Source organism: Acidobacteriota bacterium, from assembly GCA_040754075.1.
Classification (GTDB): domain Bacteria; phylum Acidobacteriota; class Blastocatellia; order UBA7656; family UBA7656; genus JBFMDH01.
Window position 1 is genome coordinate 20,435 of sequence record JBFMDH010000029.1, and the last position, 23,869, is coordinate 44,303.

A 23,869-nucleotide genomic window follows, 5' to 3' on the forward strand; every position below is an offset into this window, starting at 1 on the left:
ATTCAACTTTCTTCATCTCAACTGCCCCCTCAAAAACGCCATGCATCAGCGGCAATTGAGCCTGCGTCTTTTTTTGATGCAAAGAGCAGTATCCCGATGTACCGAATCAATATCTAAAATTGAAAGTAGCGGGTTTGAACGTAGAAGCTTATAGCTTGAACCCTGAACCCATCGTCGGTTTATGGTTAGCCATTGCCTGGCATTCAAATTCAGCCAGCCCGCATGCACTTTAAAATCACTTTGCTTCAGATTGGCAAAATTTCAATCAATCATCATTTTGCCTTCAACGGTTTGCGTTCACCTGAAAGACCAGATTGAGCATATCCAGCAAAGGTTGCGTAAGCGCCGCATCGAGTGAAGAGAAAAGTCCTATCTCAAAAATCAACAAACCGCCGGTTGAGGATGCGCCGGAGGTTAACGCGGTAATCGTTGTGACAAGTGTCGCCACAAAATCGGGATCATTCAAGTTGTACGCATACAGCGGCACAAACAGCACAGGCAGTTTGCTGATTAAACTCGTCAATCCGGCTCCCGAATTATCACAAGGATTGCTGCTCGTTGTTGAAGCAACCAGTTGATAGCCATACTGACAGGTGAGTTTGATATTGTGAGAGTTGCCGCTGGTGTCGGCGCTGAACAGGTCTTTAAATACCTGATTCAAACTGGCAGCCAAATCATCGCCCTGGTTAATTAAAATACAACTGGTGTTGCGAATGAGCGGGGTCATCATATTTGAAAAACGCACCAACGGCGTTTGATAAATAAACGCCGGATTGGTCGCCGCAAAACTCACCAGATTCTGATTGCGCGAAACGTAAACCCCGCCCCAGGCATTTTCGGTCATCACAATATCGAGTCCGTCAAATTCAACCACCTGTTTCACCTGTCCGAAAGCCGCCACCTGATTCACAGAACTTTCGCCGTCAGGGTATGAATAAACCCGAACGGTTGTGCCGCCATCATCCGGCAATTGATAGATGACCACATTGCCGGTCACTTTATCGGTGGTATAGACAAAAATTTTCGACGGGAACATTGCCGGTTGATTTGCGAATGGCGTCACCACCAGTGACGCGAGATACCCTGAACCATCCGATGCGAGAAGCGATTCCAAACTGAAATTATAGGTTTGTTGCGTCAGTCCTTGTGCCGCATCAAGCAGCCCACCCGATTGCGAAGCATTGGTGTAAGCCAGCCAGGCATTGGCAACCGCAGTAATCAGTTGATTGAAGATATTCATCGCCGCCAGCGCCGTCCCGTTCTGGGTTCCCGGTTTCCAACCGGCGAGTTGCGCCAGATCGGTTTTCAACACCGGGTAGACGCTGCTGAACTGAGCCAGCGCATTAAATAACGTTTCAAAGCATTGCGCGGCATCATTCACATCGGTCAACAAAACGCCTCTTGCCATTGCCGACTGCGGCGCGCTGTTGAACGTGACACTCAGATAATCCGTATCCTGCGCGGCGTCCTGTCGCACATAGGTCATCGCATAGTTCCACATCTTCGCTTCATCAACGCTTTGGGCTTGCGGATACTCGCTCTCGCCGGTTTGCGAAATCAATGAAGGCGGCGTCGGATAGGAACGCAACGGCAACGGAACTTCAACCTGCCCGATGTAGGAATTGATGTTCTTTAATTCGCTCACCGTCGAATCAATCGGAATGATGAACGAAAGCCAGGACGATGCCTGATAGTCGCCAATGTTTGCAGCGCCGCTTTGAATGTCGTATTCCATTTCATTCATCACATAGTTCAAATCCAGAAACAGCTTTTTGTATTGCGCGATGGATTTGCTGTTGAACATAAAATTCAACAACGAACCGCTGTTCGATAGCGGCGCTTTCGAGGTTGAAAGCGTGAAATCGGGAATCACTTGAACCGCATAAACGGTTGTGTGGGTATTGAGCAATCCGCTTTGTGTTGCAAGGTCGGATGCCAGGGTCTCGGCATCCATCGGCGGATTGAATTTTTGCCCGACTTTATAAAGCGTATCGCCTGCAACCACCGGAACCGTCTGGTTATTCACGCTGATGCTGCTTACCGAAAAAATATCCGGCAGGTTTTCGTTGGCAAGGGCAACCTCTTTCACACTGGCATTGAAATATTCCGCAAGCGAATCAAAGGTATCGCTTGCGGCAATCGCTTTACTGATTTGCGCGATATTGATGACGATGCCTGGCGCAAATAATCCGCCACCGGCAGTCACCTGTAAATTCGCCGCTAAATTCTCAACATCGGTTTTGTAATAGGCAGCGATGGTTTGCAAAGTGACTAAATCAATTGGTGTTTGCATGGCATCGGCAATCTGTTGAATGGTCGCGCTCTGTCCGTTCAAACTCACGGTCGCCGCTTTGTTGAGGATGCGGGTTAAATCATCAATCACACCCGCGAGATATTGCTCACTCACATTGAATGCCTGAGCGATGGTGGCAATCACATCGCTTGCCCCGGTGGTGTACATCATCACATTGGGATTACCGGAAAGACGCGGCGCGGTGTCCGGGTCGGCAAACGGCGATTGCACACTCACCGGGTATTGAATAATCGAATCAATCGCGTAACCGTTCGATAGATTGATGAGCAGTTGTTGATACAAGGCTTCTTGAGCGGCTTTGAGCGCCGGGTCGTTCGGCACAGGCGCATTCACATTCAAAATATAATCGACGCTATTTTGCAGAGCTTCAGCAAGGTTGGCTTTCGCCGCAACCACTCCCGTATAAGCCGCGTGTTGCGGGTCAAGTCCATAAGCCGGTACGGCAAATTCCGGCGCGAGGAAATTATCTACGGCTGCGAGAAAATCGCTCACCCAAATATCCAAATCGACAGCCTGAAAATTTTTCGGCGTCGCCGGTTGCAGTTGTCCCTGACTGTAATCCTGAATCGGAATGTTTGACCGCGAAATCAGTTCGGTTGCCAGCGGTTTGATAGCATAAAAACCCGGCGACTGATTTTGAATCTCGAACTCACTGAAGCCATTGGCGCTGAAATTGACTGCAAACAATGGCGGCGCGCTGTTGGCATTTTGCCCTTCAACGTCTTGTTGCCCGGTGGCAATCTTCAACCCGACAAAGGCTTGGGTTTCAAATGCCAGCGCGAAATCACCGAGATTCAATGCCTGTCCGTCAGACGCGCTGCTGCGCGGCGCAATCGTCGAACGATCCAAGGCAACGCCTGTCACATCGACATAATCGTTTGGCGGCGTAGTTTTGAATTCCGGGTCAATCAAATCGGCGTCGCGCTGCATTTCCAGTTTCACATCCACAGGGAAAATGATGTCGGGGTAAGCGGCGGTAATCGGTTGATTGATGACGGCAGCATTGGGCGGCAATAAAAACGGCGCATTGGGCGCAACCAAAGTGTTGATGGTTTGATTGGCAATCACTAAATCATCAATGGTCGTCGTCACACCGGATTCCAGATTAAAGCGCGTGATGAGCGACACCAACGTATCATTGGCGTTGGTCACTAAATGAATGCCCTGTTTAGTGAACTCGGTTTGATTCGGATAGACGGTGACGCCTGCCTGCAAAAATCCCTGCAACGTGCTGTTGACCATTCCCAAATCATTCAATGAAGTCAATTGATAGGCGCTGATGATTTCGGCAAGCGATTGGGTGACGACAGGCGTTGTCGTGGTCGCAGCTTTCACTTGTGGCAGGTTGCAAACCAAAAAGGCATTGGCGGCAATGAGTCCCGGCAGGCTTTCGATTTGCGTGGCGAAATCGGCAAGCGACATCTGCAAACCTTTTGCCGCAAACGCCGCAAGCAAAGTGTTGAAGGTATCGTAATCGCCAATCGGAACGGTGATGTTGCTCAGGGTAATTGATTTGCCCGATGCAAAAATCCCCGTGAGGTTTTGATTGGCATTGGCTAAATCGGCAACCGATTCATCATAAAGCGCAATAATGTCTGAGAGTTTTTCGTTGCCGCTCGCTTCATAGAATGAATAGAACGGTCCCTTTGCCGAATCGATTGTAACCAGACTGGGAATCGCTAGGGTTGCGCCGGTCTTCAAAGCGGTCACCGCATTGGCGACCGCGAGTTGTTGCAAGGTGATATAGTTGTCGCTGGCAATCGTCGCAAGGGTTTCGCCATCGCTTAACGGCGCGGCATTCGATTTTTCATAAAGCGCATCGCCTGCGGTAAAGAAATTCGCGACCGTCGCGTTCAAGCTGACTATCTGCGCCAGGGTGATTTGTGGGAATGCCGCAAATTCCGCAAGGATGCTTTGCACGCTGTCGCCCTGTTGAATCACATAGTCGTTGATATTAATAGTTGCAGATTCCACAAAAACGCCTTGCAAATTCTGGTTGGCAACGGCGACGTCGGCAACTTCCACGTCAAGGTTTTGCCCTTGCAACTGGGCGTTGAAATAATTGGCGAGGTCTTGCAAAGTGGCAATCACTTTGCCGGTGTTGGGGTCAGTCGCGCCGGTCTGAATGCTCAAGCCTTGATAGGTATATGTGATATTGGTCGCCAACAGATTCGTGGCTGTGGCATTAGCGCAGGCAAGCCCTGCAACCGAAGCGAAATTATTTTTTGCAACGCTTGCGAAGGTGTTGTCCGAGGCTTCGGCAAATTGCAAAGCGCTTGTCCGGTTCGGCAGCGCGATGACGGTTGCGGTATTTAAAACCGCTCCCTGATTTTGCGTCACCATTGGCAATGCCTGAATGCCGGTTGCCGTTTGAATGGTGGTCAAAGTGTCGCCTTGTCTGACGATGTAAAACACCGGGATTTGAATAGTGGAAGCGAAGAAGCTATTGGCATCGGTATTTTGATTGGCGGCAGCAAGGGCTTCAAGCGTCGCCGCGTCATCGCCCGCTTTGCTGCCAAAATAAATTTCGGCAATCGCAGCAAACGTGTCACTGCCACCAATCGAATGATTGTACTGCTGCAACCACATCGCGGTTGACAGGAAAAGATATGCCGAATTGATAAAGTTGGTCAGCGCGTTTCTTTGGGCAATGGCGTAGCGGGTTGGCAAAACCGTTGGCGAGGTCTGGCTCATCGTCGTGCTCAGATAAAACGTCAAATCATAGTTCTGCGTTTGCCCGACCACCTGTTTTTGTTGCACTTGATAATAGAGCTGGCGGTATTTTTCCTGATGGGCGCTGGCGCTATAGACCGCTGTTGCGAAGGGATTGCCGGGGATAGGAAGGTATTTTGAAACGTCGAGACCGATTTCAACATTCAACAGCGGCGCGTTGTTTTGCGAAGTGAACTGATAGGAACTCGCAATTCCCGCCCACTGCGAAAGCCCTATGATGGTGTCGAAATAACCAACCGGAATTTGCAGATTCGCTATCGGTTTATCGGGCGGCGTGCGATTGCCGTAGATGTCCTGAAACGCAAAACTGAAGGTCGCCGCGCCGAGTTGATTGGCGTCGCCGCTTGCCACTTTGGTGATGCCCGCATAAGGATTACTGGCTGCGTCCGGCAATCCGCTGGCAACCGGAACATTGTTGAGTTGCGCGAATTTGTAAATCGGCACCACCTGTTGGAAGTCCCAAACCGTATCATCTGTCGATTGATTTGCCGGAAGCGGCAGCCCGCCGGTTTGCGTCGGGTCGGGTTGCACGGGTCCAACCGGCGGCATCTCGCCGCTATCTGAAAACAAGATGTCGCCGACGATTTCAAATCCGAGCAGGTTATAAAGCGATTGCGTCAGTTGCTCAGGGGATTCGGGATTTTGTTCGGGGTTCGGGCGCGTCAGTTGGAAACCGATATTACCGGCAGTAACGGTTGTATAAGGCGCAGTATCGCTGCCATCGCTGATTTCCGCAAAGACATTGACTTTCGATGCATCAATATTATCGCCAATCACCGCCGAGTTATTGAAAGCATAGAGCGTGCGACTCGGACTCGCGGCATTGCTTTGTGAAGCGAGTAACACCACCAACCAAAGAGTCGCGGTGTTGCCGTTTGCGAAAACGCTGTCGGGAAGTCCCGCGCCGCTTTGGCTGGCATAGTTGATATAGAATCCGCCGGTGCCAACGATGCTGCCTTCCCAGAGAAATTTCAAAACATCAGTGGCATCGTTGAAGTTGGCATAATAATCGCCGGAGTCGGGAATGCCGGTTTTCAACATCGCGATATTTTCAAGGCTTTCACCCACAGGGCTATGGGTTTCAGTCGAGAGATTGGTTTTCAAAATATAGGTATTCGTGAGGTCAAGCACATCCGATGCATAGCCGTTGTTATTGGCGCTTGAAGCGTTCGGTTGATACAACAGGGCGAGCGTCGCGCTGTCTTTAGTTGAAGGATTGGTGAGGTAATTGTAAATCTCTCTTAGCAAATCATTGCCGGTCTGGTCTGCGCCAACCCATAGATAGGTGTTCGGCAAATAGGCGTTGGTGGTTTGCGATTGAATGCGCGACACATTGAGTTGAATGGCGGTCGCCCAGTAATAATTCTGCACCGGGTTGGTCTGCATCACCGGCGAGTTCACATAACTGCCGCTGATTAAATCAAACGGCGCGGGATTAGTTAAGCCTTCGACTTTGGCAATCAGGGTGTCCGGCAGTAACCAGACCGTCGGTTGTCCGGCATTACCGCTTTGATTCGGGAAGAGCGAAGTTTCAGAAACCTGCCAGATGAAATTTTTGTCTAGCGTGTAACGCACAGGAACATCCTGTAAAAGCGGCATGCGTTCGGGACCCGTGCTGATATCCGGCGAAAACGTCGTGCTCGGATAATCGCCGGTCGTTGCGCTGGTGAGTTTGATGACGATTTCATTTGCCGGAACCGTGAGCGTCGTTCCTTGCGCCACGGGGTTTGCAAAATTGACGTTGGGATTTAAGGCGACAATTTGCGGCGCGGGAACGCCGACGGCTGCGGCAATCTCGGCAAGCGTCATCTGATTTGCCAAAGTGTAGGTGCCGGTCGGCATGAATTCGACCCATTCGGCTTGCCCTGTATTCTGGAAAGTAATATCGAATTCGTTAGTGATTGTAGACGGCACGGCGAATTGTTGACCGGTCATTTGATAAAGCGGGCAGAGACTGGTCGATTCGGCAATCTGGTCTTTGAAATGTTGAATGGTCAGTTTGAAATCATTTGCGGTTTGCGGGTTTGGAATGCGCATGCCGTGAAGCATAAAGCGCGACACCATCGCCGCCATATTATTGAAATCGCCATTCGCGATGAGATACGAAAGCAGCGTTTGAATATCGATGGCTTGCAATCCGGCAATCGTTAAGGTTGTCGTGGTCGGCACAAAAACATCAGGCGTGGTTTCGACCATCTCTGCGAGTTCTTCGAGGTTGAAATTATAAAGCGCGGCAATTTTGGCAAAGGTTTCGCCTTCGGCAATCGGATGCGAGACGTTGGCAATATCGAGAATCGCAAGCGGCGCAAGCAAGCTCGTGGATTGATTATTTGCGGTCGCTACGTCAACCGCTGCGCCAAACAAATTCCCAAGAATATTGAATGAATCGCTCGGCGCAATCTGATGTTGCAATTGCGGAATGTTGATGGTCGCGGGCAACGGACTCAGGGTTGAATTCGCGGCTTTAATATTATTTTCAATCGCTGTGAGTTGTGATGGTTCGAGTTCGGTTAAGAGGAAATATCCTGCCACTAAATCAAGCGTATCACCGGCTCTTGAAGTATAAGTGAAGTTCTGCGAAGCCGGTTGTTGCACCACGCCTTCATCGGTAAGCACAACCGTCGGAATCGTCAGCACTGTACCCACCGGCAACGGTTGAGTGAAATCGACGTTGGGATTACTACTTTGACTGAGTTCAAGAATGACCTGACGCAGCCAGCCAAATAACGGGTCGATTTGATTGGCAACCGGAATCGCGAAATGGGTCGCGGCAATGTTTGCGAGCGTATCGCCGCTTTGTACGGTGTAGGCGGTGTTGTTTCCGACAACCACGATGCCTTGCGCGTTGATGGTCAGTTGCGGAATCTGTAGTTGCGCGCCAGCGGTCAGCGGATTGCGGAAATCAATCGTGTTGTTGGAATCAATGATGAGTTGGGTGAACCATCGCAGGTCTCTCGCGTCAGGGCTTTCGAGATTGCGAACTAAATAATATGCCGCAATGAAATCAAGCGTGTCGCCGGTTTGCGTGGTGTAGGTCGTCGCCGGGTAATTGACAATGGCGTTCAACTGAAAGATGGAATCGTTTGCTCCGTTTTGCGCGACGATGCCGGTGTTGCCGTTAAAATTCGCGGCAATTTTCGCGAGCGTATCACCACTCTTGATTTGATATTTGACGATGCGTTGCCCACCGTCGGTGTATTGAATACCTAAATTGGTCAGCGTGGTTTTGGTATTGAGCGCGACGTCTTGATTGGCGAAAGCGATACTCGTAGCCGTGGTCGCATACGACAGATTTTTCACCATCCCGTCTAAAGAATCACCCGGTTGAACCTGATATTGATAGGCATTGAGCGCATCGATTGCCGCCTGCACCGCCGATTTGGCAATCATAAAAAAGTAATCCCGGAAAATTACTGTCGCGAGTGATTGCGGCGCGCTGCCGGTTGGTTGTTCAGCGGTTTGCTGTCCACCGTTATTTTGAAACGGGTCTTGGGCGACATTCGATTCGGCGTTGGCGAGTCGTTCCTGAAAATAATTACTGAGATTTGTTTGATACTGCTCATCAACCATGGTCTGCGAATTGAAATTCACCGTCGCGTTAGTTCCCGCAATCATCGACAGGTCTGGAATCATCGGAAAGATGGTGGCGCTGATTTCGGCTTGCGAACTATCGGCGGAACCGGTCACTTGAAAAGTGAAATTTTTGCCGATAAACGCCGAGAGGTTTTGATAAATCGTCACCCCCGGTTGCGCAAACACGGTTTGCTCGGCATCGGGCGCAGTGAGCGCATTGTAAATATTTTGCAAATCCGTTGCGGCAATCGTCGTGTTCAAATTTTGTGTAAGCGCATTGATCGTCCAGGCGAGCACGCCGTGAACCAAACGATTGAATGGCAGTTCCGATGCGTCGTCGCGCAAAACTTTTCTGGTGTCTTTTGATGAGGTGAGATTCAGGGGCAAGCTGTTCTCGACAAACGGCAGCATGACGGCTTGAACCTGTGGCGTCGTATTGGTTGATGATGAACATTCGGGAATGGCGACGGTGAACGCCGGAACCAAAGCCATCGCCAGATTGAAGGTCTGATTACCAAAGACATTCACCGGCTGCCAGTTCAAGGTCACTGGCGTTGTGGCAATTTGCGCGGCAAGCCCTTTGCGCATGACGGCGCGCGCAAGCATCTGCGGTTGCAATGCCTGTTGGTTGCCATCCGAGCCGGCGATAGCCCAAGGCGTCGGTTGTGTGTGCCCGATGGTAAACGACAGGTTCAAGGTCATGCTGAATTTGAAATGAATGCGAATGAATAGAATTTTCACGCTGGCTTCGACCGAAACGCCTGCCGACAAACTGATGAGAATTGGCTTATAAGATTCGATGGTTAGCGTCGCGCTTGCGTAAGCCACAATGCTGATGCTCACTTGAATAATGACAAAATTAACCGTGCCGTAAACTTTTCCGACGATGGAAATCGTCCCTTGAATCCAGTAATAGCGGTCGCTTGGCACTGCCTTGTCATTCGGATTGAACCAGCCAATGACGCCTTGCAGAATGCCTTGCACGGTAAGCGACGCGCCCGCTGACAAGACGCCTTCATCAATGGTTTTGCCGACGCCAAGCGATAGCCCGATGCCGAATTCGATAACCGGATTGAAATTGCCATTGGTGATTTTCGGCACCCGCGTCGAGGTATCGCCATTGAGTAAGGCGAAATAAAATCCGCCGTAACCGACAAACGGAAACACCTGCACGCTGAAGGAGCGCGAAAAGTCGTTATTCCACGGGAAGCCGAAATCAATGCGGAAATTGCCATTGGTATAAATATCGATGACGATGATGGGAAGCGTTACCGAGACTTCACCAAATTCGAGATGGCGCATGGCATCCGGCAATTTGAGTTCGATGTGATAAACCCCGATGGTATCGGTAACTTTTTTATAAAGGATTTCAAATTGCAATCCGCCGAAACTGCCCGCCTTTGCGCCGCCCAGCGCAATGAGCAAGCCATAGACCTGCGGGTCATTGAAAACCACTGCCAGCGTCACGGTTCCCATCACCGTGAATTTCGTGCCGATTAACCAATTGCTGTTCTGGCTGAACGATAATCCTTTGAGTTGCGCGAGTGGATTTTTCGAGGCGTCATCGACGGGTTGCAACATCTGTTCAAGGGCGTTGATGACAGCGGTGACATTATCAAGCCCGGTGGTATCGATGGCGATATGTTGCCCGATGCCGAGGTATTCCATATCAAGCAGCGCCGCGCCCGCGCCGGGTGTTGCCGGTGGCTGGTCGTTGAGTAAATCCCATTTCAAAGGATTGTTCTGGTCATAAGTGGTGCCGAGGAAATCGCCGCCGAGTTCGATGTCAACCGTTCCTTGACCGAGTTTTTTGGAATAGGTCAACTTGATAAACGATAATTTAATAATAAGCAAATCAATCGGGCTGCTCGGCGTATATGCGATGCTGACATCTTTGGTGGTGAGGTTGATTTCCAGCGAGAGGTTTTTAAGCGCAATGTCATTCAAGACATCCCAGGGGGCGCTCAGTTTAAAATCGGATTTGTGTTCAACCAGACCAACCAGATATTCAATCATTTCGCCGACATTTAAATTACCGATGCTGACCGTGAGAATTTTCTGCGTCGTTTGATCAACGGTTTTGCTGGTCAGCGTACAGCTCAAGGTTGTGCCGCGAAAATTTATCGAAAAACTCAAGGTGGTGTTGTTGGATTGAAATTGATAACTGACTTTGACATCGAGGTCATTGACTTTGAATTCACCCTGTACATAACCGGAATAAGTGGGTGTTGCCTGCGGGTTGGCGCGCGCCGATTGCAGGCTGAATGATGCATCAATTTCAAATGGGTGATTTTCAATTAAGTTGAGTTGCCATTGAATAGCGGCGCTGAATGAATAGGTATTGTCCTGAGTGTTGAAAGAAGCCGCGAGTTCCGTGATGTCGAGATTCTGCAATTCCGAAGGAATAGTCAGGTTCCAACTCGATGGCAGAAACATTTTCACTATATTGACGAGCGGCAGTTTTTCGCCGGGAGCCATCGCCCCGGAAAAAATCCATCCGCCGCCACCATCCGGCTTTTGCGCTGTGAGAATAAAGTCGGTATCGAGAAAATTGATTAAGGCATCGAATTCACCCGATAGCGCCGTCTGGTCGTAAACAATATTTAGTGACACCTGCTCTAAGGACAGTTCCGTTACTCCGAGCGGTATCGTCCAGCCTTTGGGATATTCGTCCGAAACCGTATCAATGGTTGCCGAGAATGCGTAGGACTTGCTTGTCGGTTGCGCCAGCATGTTGAGTTCGGTAATTGTCAATGCATCATTGGGAAGCGGCAGATCACCGACGAAATGTTTAATGACCTGAATGACCGGAATGGTATTACCCGGCGGCAGAAATCCTTGAATCGTCAAATTGGGCAGCGAAATCATCATGACGATATCGAAATCGCCGACGATGGTAAACGTTGCCGCAAACTTCGCTGCGATATTCGATAGCGAGGGTTGCAATGGGTCAGGGATAAGAAAACTGACGCTGATGTCATCAAGGACGATGATATTCGGAGGAATAATCGCCCAGGATAAATCTGCCAGCGCCACCCCGATGTACAGACTGACAATCTCTTTGCTCTCAGGAGAGATGGCGATGGAAAAATTGGTAATTTTAAAATGATTGCCAAGCGGATATTCGGACGGAATCAAACTATTCAAATCGCCGCCGGAAACCAACGAGGATAAATCGGACAAACCGGTTAAGAGCAATTTCGTTGGGTCGAGATGCTCAAGGTCTAAATCGAAAGTGATGATGGCGGGCGGCGATTCCCATAGTTGCATGATGATGGGAATGGCGATGGCGCTTCCCAATTGAATCGTCGTGATGAGCGCCGCGGCGGTTTCCAGAGTAGAGGTGCCGTCGGTGGTCGTGGTGGTCGCGGTCACTGAAATAACTACCGAAACATTTACCGCGCCAAGCGAGATCGTCGAAGGCAACGCGGCAGTTTGCAGATTCATATCGGGCGCTTGCGTGAGGTCTGCAACATTCGTGAACGTGCCATTCAAAACAGGCGCAGATGAGGCGCTGATGAGCCAATCAATCGGCGCAATCGGCGCGGAATCATTGCGCAGAGTGCCGATGAAATTGAACCCTTGAACGACATTGGGATATTGATTGGAACCGTCACTGGTATAGGATTCGATAACGAATACCGCGTTATCAAAAAACAGGGCATCGATTAACTCTCCGGCGAGTTTCGGAAAGGCTTGCGAGAAATTCCATTGGCTGGCGTTTTGAAAAATTGCCAGCGTCAATTCGGGCGTGCCATCCGTAGCCGAATTCACCAGATAAAACGTTGCGACGGCACGCAGCGTCTGTTGATTCAGGTTGAAAGTTCCCTGATAAACCAGCGTTTTATCGGTTTGCGAAGTCAATTGAAAATCATCAATGACTAAACTCATTTTATCGGGCGGCGAAGCGGTATTACCGGGAATGGCGTTCTCAATCAGATTGGTGATGTCGGTTGAGTTCAGCGTATTAACCGCCGGTAAACTCAATTGATTGGTGTTTGGTGAAATATAGGCGCTGAGATTATTTTTGAGGGTTGTCAGGTTCATAGTTCCTCTCGACTACAGGGCTTCGCCGTAAGCTTATAAATTGTTAATTTGAAAGCGGGTCACAACCGGTAAATGGTCGCTGATACAATTGACGATGAATTCGGCGGCTCGCCTTGCATGAGTGAAATAGCCGTTCGTCAGGTCGGTCATAAAATTTCCATAATTCAGGAGATAAGGTATCAGCGCGCCGGAATAGACATAATTGCCATTGACCAGGTTGCGGGTTGTGCAAGGCGTCCCATTAGCCGGATTGGTGTATTGATAATTGCCCGATTGCTTTTCGTAATTGATGGAGTTTTTAAAGAGGCGCAGGGTGGTTTGCTTTCTGGCATTATCGGCTAACACGCCGTTTTGCATGACGGCGGCAACCAGATTGAATACGGGCCCGTTATAATTTGCCGGCGGGTTCACCGGATTGATATTGCCGTTCGCATTACGATAGAACAGGTTATCAATCCCCAGCCAATAATAATCGGTTGGCGTGTTGGTATTGATAACGCCATTGCGATCCTCCAACCTGACAGCGGTGCGGTTTCCGGGAGGCGCATTATAAGGAACCCAAATGTTATTACAGTTGGCACCCGAACCGGCGAAATTGACCGTGAAAACGGTGTAAGCATCAAACGCCAGATTTTGCTGGTCATTGGAATTGATATTGAAATCGCCGCCGACAATCGCCTGATTAATATTGGTGGGCGTGTTGACGTTTGTGGTATCCAACACGCGATAGAGTTCTCTGGTGTAACCGCATAACTGAACGCCGTAACGAGTGCTCGCAGGGCTGTTCGGCGCGTGAAATACAATCATCGGCAAAAGCTTATCGACATTCGTGCCTTGCGTGTTGACCAGTCTCACAACCGCATAAGCCGGTCGTCGGCACAAATCCAATCGGTAATCGCCTCCGTGAATCGGTTTAGGAACCGGGAAATCCAAATTGCCAAAGGCATAGGCGTTGGCGGGGTTAAAAACCGGAGATGTATACCATCCATAATTTCCATTAAAAGGGTTGGGCGGTCGTCCGTTTAACACCAGACTGATGTTGTGGGTTCCGCCCGGACCTTTGCCTGCTGACAAATTATCCGGGGTTATCAGCATGGTGAATTTATTGGCATTCGGTCGCCAGAAAACCGCGTAGCCTTCCGAATGTCCTTGCTGCGTATAGCCCAGTTGATTGAAGTTATTAATCGGGCGTGCCTGATTGGCAATCACCGCTCCCGGAATGTAATCGTATTGCCAGCCGTTTACGCCTTTTGCAAGACCATCCAAACTGTTCAAGGCTTTGCGAATGTAATCCAGATAAGCGACGCCGCCGCTTCTGAGTTCCATCAAAAAGAAGATGTCGGCATCGGCTTCGTGAATCACATTCGCGACAAAATTGCATACCGGAACATAATAAGGACCGCGCGCAGCGTTTCGCGTATCGCCGAACACCTCTACATTCCAGTACATCACGGTAAGGTTTGCCATAGGACTCCTTGCGATTTATTTGAGTAATTTTTGCGGTTGCTTCTGATTCTGCTTTTTGGTCTTGGCATAAGCCGCGTACCAACCGAGCGTCGTATTGTCCTGATTGTTCGGGTCGCCAAATAGATAAATATTGGTCTGCCCGTAAGGCGGGAATTGCACCATAAAAAATTTCAAGGCGATGTTGTCGAACTTCATCATGTAAGTCGTACCCGACACCACGAATTCAATATCGCCGATGCTCAATTTCAACACGCTTTCAATCGGTATCTCTTTGCTTGCGCCGCTTGAACCGGGCAATTTAATCCCTAAAAAGACTTCGAGATTTTTGGCATTCGGCGACCACGCGGCAATTAGCGAGGCGGTGAAATCCATCTTCGCGGCAAGCCCGCCCGGACTTCCTAAATTCAAATCGAATTGCAGTCCGTACCACGGATAAGTCAGTGAACTCAGATTAAGCGGCGAATCAATCGGCATGAAACCCAAATCGGTTGGCGCGACTTTTTCTTTGCCCTGAATGAAGGCTTTCAACTTTAACGGAAAATGATTGTATAAACTGGTGGCGCGCGCCGCGCTTTTTGCAATGTCAAAGCTCAACTGCCCGGCATCGAAGGTGAAAGTCGGCGGCGGCGCGCTCGTCCCTGCGGGCGGGTCTGGTACGAAATTCATGTGAATCGCCAGATTGGAAAAACTCAATCCACCCGCCGTGTTGGTTGCTGCATCATCCCCGAATGAAAAGACATCGAATTGCGGGAGTTTCTGAAAATGCAGGGTGCCCCAGAAAATAAAATCGGCTTGCGCGGTTTGCCCGACGCCTGTGCCGCCCGGGGTTATCACGGTGTTGAATTGCGCCTTGAGAATTTCGACGCTATCCAATACCTGACTGGTCATTTTGTAGATGTTGTCGCCCTGTTCGGTGAACACGTAAGACTCGGTGTCGCCCTGTTTTTGATAGACCCCGTTCAGCAAAATGTTATTGCCGTGGGCGCTGTTTTGCTGAATCGCGAGTTCGCCAAACAAACTGTTGATGTAGAGTTCGATTTGGCTTGCGAAACTGACAATCGCTGAATTCTCAAAGAGCACTTTGAGGGTCAGAACTTTGAATTGATAATCGGTCTGGTTGTAAGTGAGGTCGGTTGAATCATCATAATAAATCAAGCCGAAAAGCGATGAATCCTGCGTCGAAAGCGAGGTGTCGGTGTGATTGATCGGGGTGATATTGATGCCGATGTGATGCGCATAAAATAACGATGGGTCAACGCCTGCCGCGATGCCCTGCATTTGTGGCGGCAACTGCGCAAGCGGCACAAACGCTTGCAAAGCAAGAATGCCATTCCAGTTGGGATTGGTAATGTTACTGACGAAATTGACAAACTCCGGTTCATTGGCGCTGCGGGTAATTGCATCCTGCAAGACATCGAGCAATTGCGTCTGGGTTTTCGAGACATCGGTATTGAAATCACTGCCTGAAATCCACAGGTTGGTGTCGGCTGCAAGGTCTGTCAAAGCCTTGCCATAAAATTTAAAAATCAGCAGCGTGCTGCCATCCACCCAACTGTTCCAGGTGTTCGGCGACAGGTTGAATGTCCAACCTTGAATGACGATTTCACCAAATGCCGCATAGCGAAACAGCAAGGATTGATATTGCTCGAACTGCGCCTGAGTTAACACTGTGAGCAAGCCGGTTTGATAATCGCCGGCGCTGGCGTAGAAAATATCCTGCAACTTATCGAGTTGCGTCATCACCGTCGAATCGCTGATTTTGCTGGCGAGAATCGTCAGTGCCTGGGTGGTCAACTGGTAATAATTGAACGAGCAAAAATTGAGCAAATCTTCGGGATTGGAAATTACCAGAAAAAGTTGATTGGTTTGCAAAGCGGCTTTGAGCGCGCCGGTCACATTGGTCAGTTGCAACTGGCGCACTTGCAAAGCCGCCTGTTGGAGGTTGCTTTGATAGGTGTTGTAATCGCTCGCGCTGAGTCGCGATTGCAAAGCGCCGTCATAGGCATCAACATCGGCATAGGCGACATTCAACATGGATTGCAATGCCGAAATCACCGATTGCGGAACCCCCTGTTGTTGCAAAACAGCAAATGATTGTGCGGTGAGTTCGTAGTAAGACGATTGCGCCAGCGCCAGCGATTGCCACTGACTGAAACTGCTATCGAAAGTCGCCAGCAAGCCTTGCGGCGTGGTGCCGGTGCGACTCACAGTATCACCACTGGTTGAGGCGCTCGGCGGCTGAAGAAATGAATAAATCGTGTTGCGGCGCACAGGACTGAGGATTTGCAACTCGAATTGTTGAAAGTTGTCATAAGTGTCCGCGACGACGCCCGCATAAGGCACCATCGGAAAACTGTTCGGCGTTGAACCGGGCGCGGCATTATTCGAGGTTAAAGCCGGAAAGCCGCCCGCCGTCACTTCCATAAAACCCAGCGATGTCGTTTGCCCGCTTGATGGTTCGTATAAAACCGAATCGTCGGGTTGCGCGAAATACTGCACGCTTGCAGGAGCATCGGCAGCGGGCGCGGTTGAACTGTCGTTGGTGACATAGACCCATGAAGTGGTCGCGCCTGCGGTCAACATGGGTGACGCCAAATCACCATTATTCTTACTAACCAATTTTCCATCCGCAGTATTTGCGGCAGGCGGCGTATATTGCGGCGCAAAAGCGTTCTGGTTGGGAATGAAATGCAGGGTGTTATTTGCCGCATTCATCAACCCGACATATTCGACGCCCGATAGTCCGCACATCAGTCGAGCGGTCGGGGTTTGCGCGTCGCCCGTGGTCTGGGCGTTTTTTTCAACGTTGATGGCAAACGCGCCCGTCGGCACGGCGTAGAGCGGCGCGCCCTGTTCGGGTTCGACTTCATCGGGGTTTGGCGCAAATACGAATCCCGCAAGCGCATCGGGCAGGGGGGTGAGTTGAATTTTATTGCCGTCGTTGGTGCGAAAGTGGGTTTCAAGCGCGCCGCTTCCCTGCCCTGTGCCGTTTTGCCCGTTAAATGAAAAATAGGTTCGCGAGGCATCCATCACATCAAGCAAGAACAGGCTCGCCCAGGCGTTGATTGCCGAATCGCTATCGGGCGGATTGAACACCGGGTAGCGATTGGATGTGATATTGCCCGGTGAATTCGGATCATTGAGATAATAGCGCAACGCGACATCGAGATGGTTTTCATCAAGCGTGGCGTCGGTGACATTGAAGGGAAATTGCAAACAACCGGCTTGCGCGCCACACACAGGCAGATATGCCGCGCCAATCGAACTGACTTTTTGCGTACCGAAATAGGAAGTGATGCAGATGGCATCGTTGCTATCCGGTGACTGGGCAATTTTAAATTGATTGTTAGGCAAATCCACCGTCACCGGACAACCACCGGCAAACAACAGCGTGAAATTGCTGCTCAGGGTGAGTGAGGTTTCGCGCAGTTGATAGGTTGTCGGATTGATGGCATCGGCAAGCATCACCGAGGCAATCAGCGGTTGATTATTGGAAGCCGCCTGCGGATTGACGAACCAGGCGAAGCGCGCTTTTTTATAACTATCGCCCCAGATGTAAGTGCGCGCCGCTTTGACAAAATCATTTTCATCATAATCAGTGGTATCGAGAAAAATGAAAACGCCCGCGTAGGGTTGTCCTGCGAGTTGTTGCCAGGCGGCATCGAGTGTCAAACTCGACGGGTCTTGTTTATCGTCGGTTGGCAATAGAAAAGCGACGGTTTTATTGGGCGCACTCCCATTACACACTGCAAAGTACAAAGAAGAGACCGCCGAGCGTTGAAAATTCATGGCTGCCATGATTCACCTCAATTTAAGACTGAAAATACAGGTTGAGCAGATCGCCTTTCGCGACCGGCAGGTCGTAAACATCCTGACCGCTGTATTGAAATGTCGGGTTATTGCCGCCTGACCCGTAGGTGAGCAGGGCAAAGTTCACTGGCGGCGCGCCTCGAAACGGGGCGTCTTGTGGCGATTTAAATGGCGCAGCCAAACCGAACGTCCGAAAGTATTGATAGGTCGGATAGCTGGTCGGTAAATCTTCAACAACCAGCGGAAAGTTTGAACAACCGGACAAATCAAACAGATTGCGTGCCGTGGTGCCAACCGGAACAGAAAGACTTTGCGCGCCAAATGGCGTATTGACGCATACGCCGATTTCCGGCACGGCGATGGCGCGTCCGCGAAAATACGAACAGATAATCGGCAAATTGCCTTTGGCTACAGTCGCGCAAGTTTGCCCTTGCAAATAAGCCGCCGTCGCCGCGTACAAATCGCTCAGCGTATCTGCGCCAATGAGCGTGACATTGTCATAAAGGGCGGCATTATCGGGGCGATTACCCGGCGCAAGTTGTGGCGGATAAAACAGCCTGTAATAACGCCGCGCCGCGTTGCTCTGTTGCAAATCAATGATGCCGCCGATGCCGCCGGTTGAGACGGGAATAGTAGGCGGGCGATTGCTTCCTAAAAATGCATCAAAAGCGATACGTTGATTGCCGCTCGTATCGGTGAGGCGCGCGACCTGGTAATAAGCGACATTGCCTGGCACAAAACCGTTCAGGGAACTCACGGGCGCAAGGGTTGACATGGTTTGATTGATAGCCGATTCAACTCTGAGCCGCATTCCCGGAAGCAAATCGACGTAGCCATTTTGCGCGTCAAAACCATAGCGATAGTAAAGCGTTTCAGCCAGTGATAGCGGCATGGATTCGGCTACCGCCTGGGCGATGGCATATGCCCCGCCTGAACGCAGACAACCTTGCGCGAGTTCCAGGGCTTCGAGTTGCACACGAAAAGCGTCGAATGATTTTCTCAGTTGAGCGCGCGCCTGAGCGCTCGTTCCCCACACATTTTTCGGTTGAATCGTCACCACCGCCACAGGGGTTGGCATTTGCTGTGACAGCGCGACATTCCAACTCAACGAGAAATCGACATTGTTAGCATTCTGGGAGATGCCGCAGGTGTTTTGCTGAATGCTTTTGGTATACATCGAATAGAGGTTGAGTTGAATGGGTTGGGTGAAGACGCTCTTTGAATACGTGAGATTGGGCGGAACGAGATAAGGCGTCTCGGCATATTGATTGGGTGGCGTGTCATTGCCGACGTATTGAGGAATGACATTGAAAGCACCGGATACGATATTCGCCATCGGTTGTCTCCTGGTTCACAGCGCCTAAAAAGCGGTGAACCGCTCGAATGATTGCAAGCGAAAAGGTTTTCAATCATTCAACAAAAGTTCATTGCTTGGAATCAGGCAAGATTGGGAAGCGTCAGCGCATCGCCTTTAACCACCGGCAAATCGAATACATCCATTGCGCCTGCGGTCAACTGGGTGGTATCGACCGCGCCGAAATTGACGCCGCTGGGTTGATAAGACGAATCCAGCAACGGACCCCATTGGCGATAGAGACTGAAAAATTGAAAGAAGCCAATGTTAGGCGCGGCGGTAGTGAACGATGAATTGATCAACTGGTCAACCAGATTGCGAACCGTCGTGCCGACCGGAACATAAACCTGTTGATAGTTAAGTCGTGTGAGGATTTCAGGGATAGCAATATCGCGTCCGCGAAAGATGGTGCAAAGAATCGGCGCATTGCCGGATGCGGCGCTCGCGCAATTGCCCGATGGATAAGCGTTGGTTGCGGTGGTCAGGTCGGCAAGCGTGTCCGCGCCGATTAAGGTCACGTTGCGGTCACGACCGGCGGTGCCAGGACAATCGGGACTTGAGAAAGCTGGCGGGTAAAATAGTCTGTAATAACGTCGCGCCGAATTTGCGCCTTGAAAATCGATGATGCCGCCTGCGCCGGGCAAGCCGCAGTTGGGCGCATCGATGGATGGCGGAGTAATCTGTCCTAAGAATCCATCAAAACTCAACCGCTGGTCGGTGCGGCGCGTGAGGTTGTAATAACCGACGCCATTTCCCGCGTAGCCATTGAGCGCTTTGGTTTGTCCGGCGCTGGCGATAAATTGATACGAGGCATATTCAACTCTGAGGCGCATGCCGGGTTGCAGGTCGATGTAGTTATTCACTTTGTCAAAGCTGTAGCGAAAATAGAGGCTTTCATCGAGCGTCAGCGGCAAAGATTCGGCGACCCGTTGCGCGACATAAAATGCGCCGCCGGGTTTCAAACACTTGTTGGTCAATTCGAGCGTTTCAAGCTGTTGGCGAAAGGCATCAAATGAGGCTCTCAGCGCCGCGCGTTTCCCGGCATCGCCTGCCCAGACATTGGTCGGCGATACGGTGACCACTGCCTGCGCAGCGTTCCAGCTTAATTGAAAATCATTATTCGCGCCGCCGGTATTGATATTGCAGGAGGCGCTGGTTTGACCTGCAACATTATCAATGTTGACGGTGATGGTTGGGAAAGTGTTGGCATTGGCGCTGACATTCGGTGGAAGGACAAATGGGGAAGCGACCGGTTTACCGTCGTTTCCGGTGAACTGCTGTTGAACGCTAAAGTTGCCATTAAGGGGAGTGGAACTCATAGCTTTCTCCTTATTTAATTTTGCGTGAGGATAGGCAGGGCATACTCTCCCTTAACAGGAAGAGCAACCCGATTTCCTGTTCATTGAAACAGGAACCGCCTGTGCTATTTGACTCCCTCCCAGGGCAAAGGCAGGATCCCCCCAGTCAATCGAAACCATGTTGCAGAATAGCTAATTTTGCCCAAAAACAGACGCTTTGAACTGCTGTGTAGCTTTGACCGGAAACCGCTTTACCAAAAACCGGTTAAGGCGGAATACTCAGTCTCAGCTTTTGGAGTTGTTGCAAACTTAAAAGGTCGATTTTAAGTTTTACCGACCCGTAGCTGGTATTTTTTTATAACCCGATTTTCGTAGAGTGACGCATTGAAGTTTATTCAAGCAATTGATTCTGTCAAGAAGATTCCTGAGATAGACAGAGATTTATTAAAAATTTAACCAAAAATAAAAATATTTCGATAAAGCGTTCGGTGACGAATGAGGGGTTGCGGAAGCAGTCGCTGATGGTTCGGTGCGATTTTCAGGCTCGGCAAATTTTTGTCCGTCAGGTTGCCGGTGAATCATTGATACCCGACCGGAAAATAAACCGGCTCTCAGAAGGCAAGACCCGGTCAGCGCGCTTTGAGCAATCCTCCACATTCAGGTGTGCAAAATTTCGCTGCCTATGGTGCCCGCCCTCGCTCAAAATCGTAAATTGAGCCAATCCTCGAAGTCGGTTGCCGATTTAGCTACGGCACAGCTATTGCGATTTTGATTGTGATAAGGCACTTCGAGGGTATCGCCTCGACAACGGTGTGAAGGAATCGTCAGATATGATCGTCAAAACGATAGACTGTTGACAATGCCACAACCGCACAGGTTGGTTTCGCGGTCTTTTGTTGAGGCAATACCCGGCGGCGGGAACTGAGAGACGAATCACAAGGGTAGCTCATTTCCGCACCCAGGGAGAATCAACAAATGAAGACCGGAATCACCATTCCTGTAACTCCCCTTTTCATCCCGGTGATTCGCTTATCGCAATGCCGCAAGCCTTTTCCCCCACCCCGCCGTCAAAGACCCGATTTATCCCAAGCCGATAATCTGTTGAATTCGTCAATTTCCTGCGCTGGCTGTCTTTCATCAATGGAGCGGGCAACCTTGAACCCATTGCAGGAGGGGCGAAACCGACAAACCGGTAAACGGGCAATCGCCTGATGGCTATTTGAACCATACAAACTTGTCTATAGATGCGCTAATCACAAGGCACAATCTGCCGAATTAGCGGAAAGGAGAAAAAGCCATGTCGAAAACAGTTAACCGAAAAACCGATTTATTGCCGATTCGTTTAACGCTGCTGATCATTCTTGCCTTGCTTCCCTTGCAGGTTAGCTTCGCAAAACGCCCGGCAGCACAGGCATTTGAAGTCACTGCCGTAACCCTTGCGTCATCCCCGACCCGATACGAAGGTCCTTGCCCTGGGGTCATAAAATTTTCCGGCTCGATCACCGTCAATGGCAGAGGCACCGTCAAGTACACCTTTGCCCGAAGCGATGGAGCCACAGGACCAGTCTTCACCCTCAATTTCGATAGGGCGGGAACCAAACCCGTAGAGACGACCTGGACGTTAGGCGGCGCTGCGTTGCCAACCTTCACAGGATGGGAAGCCATCCGCATTCTGTCACCCAAACCGATGATGTCGAACAAAGCCGGGTTTACCTTAACCTGTCAGCGAGCCGAGCCTTTCCGGGTGACTGCTGCCAGGCTTTCAGCTTCGCCACAGCGATATGAAGGTCATTGCCCCGGCATCATCAAATTCCCCGGAACGATTACTGCAAACGGCAAAGGAACGGTTAAATACACCTTCCTGCGCAGCGATAATGCAACCGCGCCGGTCTTTACGCTGGTCTTTGACGAGCCGGGCACGAAACCGGTGCAGACCACCTGGACGCTGGGCGGGGCGACATTAAAGACCTACAGCGGCTGGGAGGCAATTAAAATTCTGTCGCCGAACGTGATGGAATCCAACCGCGCAACCTTTGAACTGATATGCGAACAGCCGCAGCCGGTCGCGAAACTCGATCTTGCGGTCGCCAAAGAACTCATCAAAATCGGTGGACAAGTGGGCGGCGCTGGCGCGAAGAGTGCGATTAGCGGCGGAACGATTACGCTCACGGGTGCCGATTCATTTCTGCAATCGGGAGGCAAGTGCGCTTTCAATATCACCTACACGGTGGTGAATTACGGCACGGTTGCCTCAACTCAGTTCATCAATCGTATTCGTTGCGATAATGAAGTGGTCAGCATTCAAAGCGACGTATCGGTTCCCGCCGGAGCTACTCGACAAATCAATACGCAGGCTTACCTGCCGCCCGGTGTGCATGTCTTGACGCTTTCGCTTGATGACGAACACACCATTGCTGAGGCCAACGAACTCAACAATGTCATCAAAATCAAGATAATCGTCAACTGTTCGAGCGAGTAAGCCATAAATAAAAACATCCCGGCTGCTCAAGCGGTTGGGAAAACCTGAATGTGCCTGAAGAATTGACAACGACCCTCCTTTGATACAACGCCCGGAGTTGCTGGAAACAATCTGGTGACACTTGCGGAAGGAGGAATCCGAGCCTCTGCTTCAGGAAGGTTTGTGAGAGGATGGCTATCATGCAGAAACGACGAAATCAGGTATGCGGTCTGATTATTCTTTTAATCGCCGGTTGCTCCGGCATATCCGCACAGAACAAGTGCTCTGACACTTCTGCAAAATGTCAGACGATAACGGTCACCGATAAAGACAATGACGGCAAAATCACGCTGAAGCCGGGCGACCGGCTCATCATCAAACTGGAGATGCGAGCCGGCACCGGCTACAACTGGGAAATCGCCAAAAATGATTCCGCCAGATTGATGCCCATTGGTGAACCGACAGTTGAAAGCCCGGAAGAAGTGCCGGGCGCAGTGGAATATCAAATTTTTCAATTCAAAGCCAAAGCGACCGGCGCTTGTGTCGTCGAGTTGCACTACCTGCGCCCCTGGGAAAAAGATGTCGAACCTTTAAAGAAATTCAAACTTGCGGTGCAGATAGGTTAGCGCGCCACGCTTTGCCCTCATCCTCGCGTAAGGATGAGTATGGTTATGCGTGGCTACGGTCACGGCAAAGCGCCTGGTCTATGGTTTGGCGTGAACCGAAGAAAGCGACCTTGGGCGATGAAGTCCATCAAAGTCACAAAGAGTTTTCTTCAACCGAGCCATTTGAAGTGGCTTGAGAAAGAGAGGATT

The 23,869-nt window shown here is 50.5% G+C and carries 8 protein-coding genes; 3 read left to right on the plus strand and 5 right to left on the minus strand.

The genetic code is table 11. The features are described 5' to 3' along the window. Nucleotides 1–283: 283 nt before the first annotated feature. The 5 genes from AB1757_24310 to AB1757_24330 form a co-directional block, all read right to left on the minus strand. Nucleotides 284–12,667, minus strand: a complete 12,384-nt coding sequence (locus tag AB1757_24310) for a LysM peptidoglycan-binding domain-containing protein (GenBank protein ID MEW6130182.1) — start codon at nt 12,665–12,667, stop codon at nt 284–286. 33 nt (nt 12,668–12,700) lie between these two features. After that, the gene (locus AB1757_24315) at nt 12,701–14,134 is read right to left on the minus strand and encodes a hypothetical protein (protein ID MEW6130183.1); all 1,434 of its coding nucleotides are present in this window, start codon (nt 14,132–14,134) and stop codon (nt 12,701–12,703) included. 15 nt (nt 14,135–14,149) lie between these two features. After that, nucleotides 14,150–17,932 (minus strand): hypothetical protein, encoded by a 3,783-nt coding sequence (locus AB1757_24320; GenBank protein MEW6130184.1) that lies wholly within the window; start codon nt 17,930–17,932, stop codon nt 14,150–14,152. Nucleotides 17,933–17,945: 13 nt separating this feature from the next. Further along, nucleotides 17,946–19,280: a hypothetical protein gene (locus AB1757_24325; GenBank protein MEW6130185.1), complete on the minus strand. Its 1,335-nt coding sequence runs from the start codon at nt 19,278–19,280 to the stop codon at nt 17,946–17,948. Between the two features lie 101 nt (nt 19,281–19,381). Continuing rightward, on the minus strand, nt 19,382–20,617 hold the full coding sequence (locus tag AB1757_24330; GenBank protein MEW6130186.1) for a hypothetical protein: 1,236 nt from the start codon (nt 20,615–20,617) through the stop codon (nt 19,382–19,384). A gap of 954 nt (nt 20,618–21,571) precedes the next feature. On the opposite strand from AB1757_24330, the gene AB1757_24335 reads away from it, so the two are divergent. The 3 genes from AB1757_24335 to AB1757_24345 all read left to right on the plus strand — a co-directional run bounded on the left by AB1757_24335 (nt 21,572) and on the right by AB1757_24345 (nt 23,680). Then, complete coding sequence (locus AB1757_24335; GenBank protein ID MEW6130187.1) at nt 21,572–21,808, plus strand: hypothetical protein; 237 nt, start codon at nt 21,572–21,574, stop codon at nt 21,806–21,808. A gap of 85 nt (nt 21,809–21,893) precedes the next feature. Beyond that, a complete protein-coding gene (locus AB1757_24340) occupies nt 21,894–23,075 on the plus strand; it encodes a CARDB domain-containing protein (protein ID MEW6130188.1) in 1,182 nt (393 codons plus the stop codon). A 179-nt stretch (nt 23,076–23,254) separates the two neighbouring features. Beyond that, entirely contained in the window at nt 23,255–23,680 is a 426-nt protein-coding gene (locus AB1757_24345) for a protease inhibitor I42 family protein (protein MEW6130189.1), read from the plus strand. Nucleotides 23,681–23,869 lie beyond the last annotated feature (189 nt).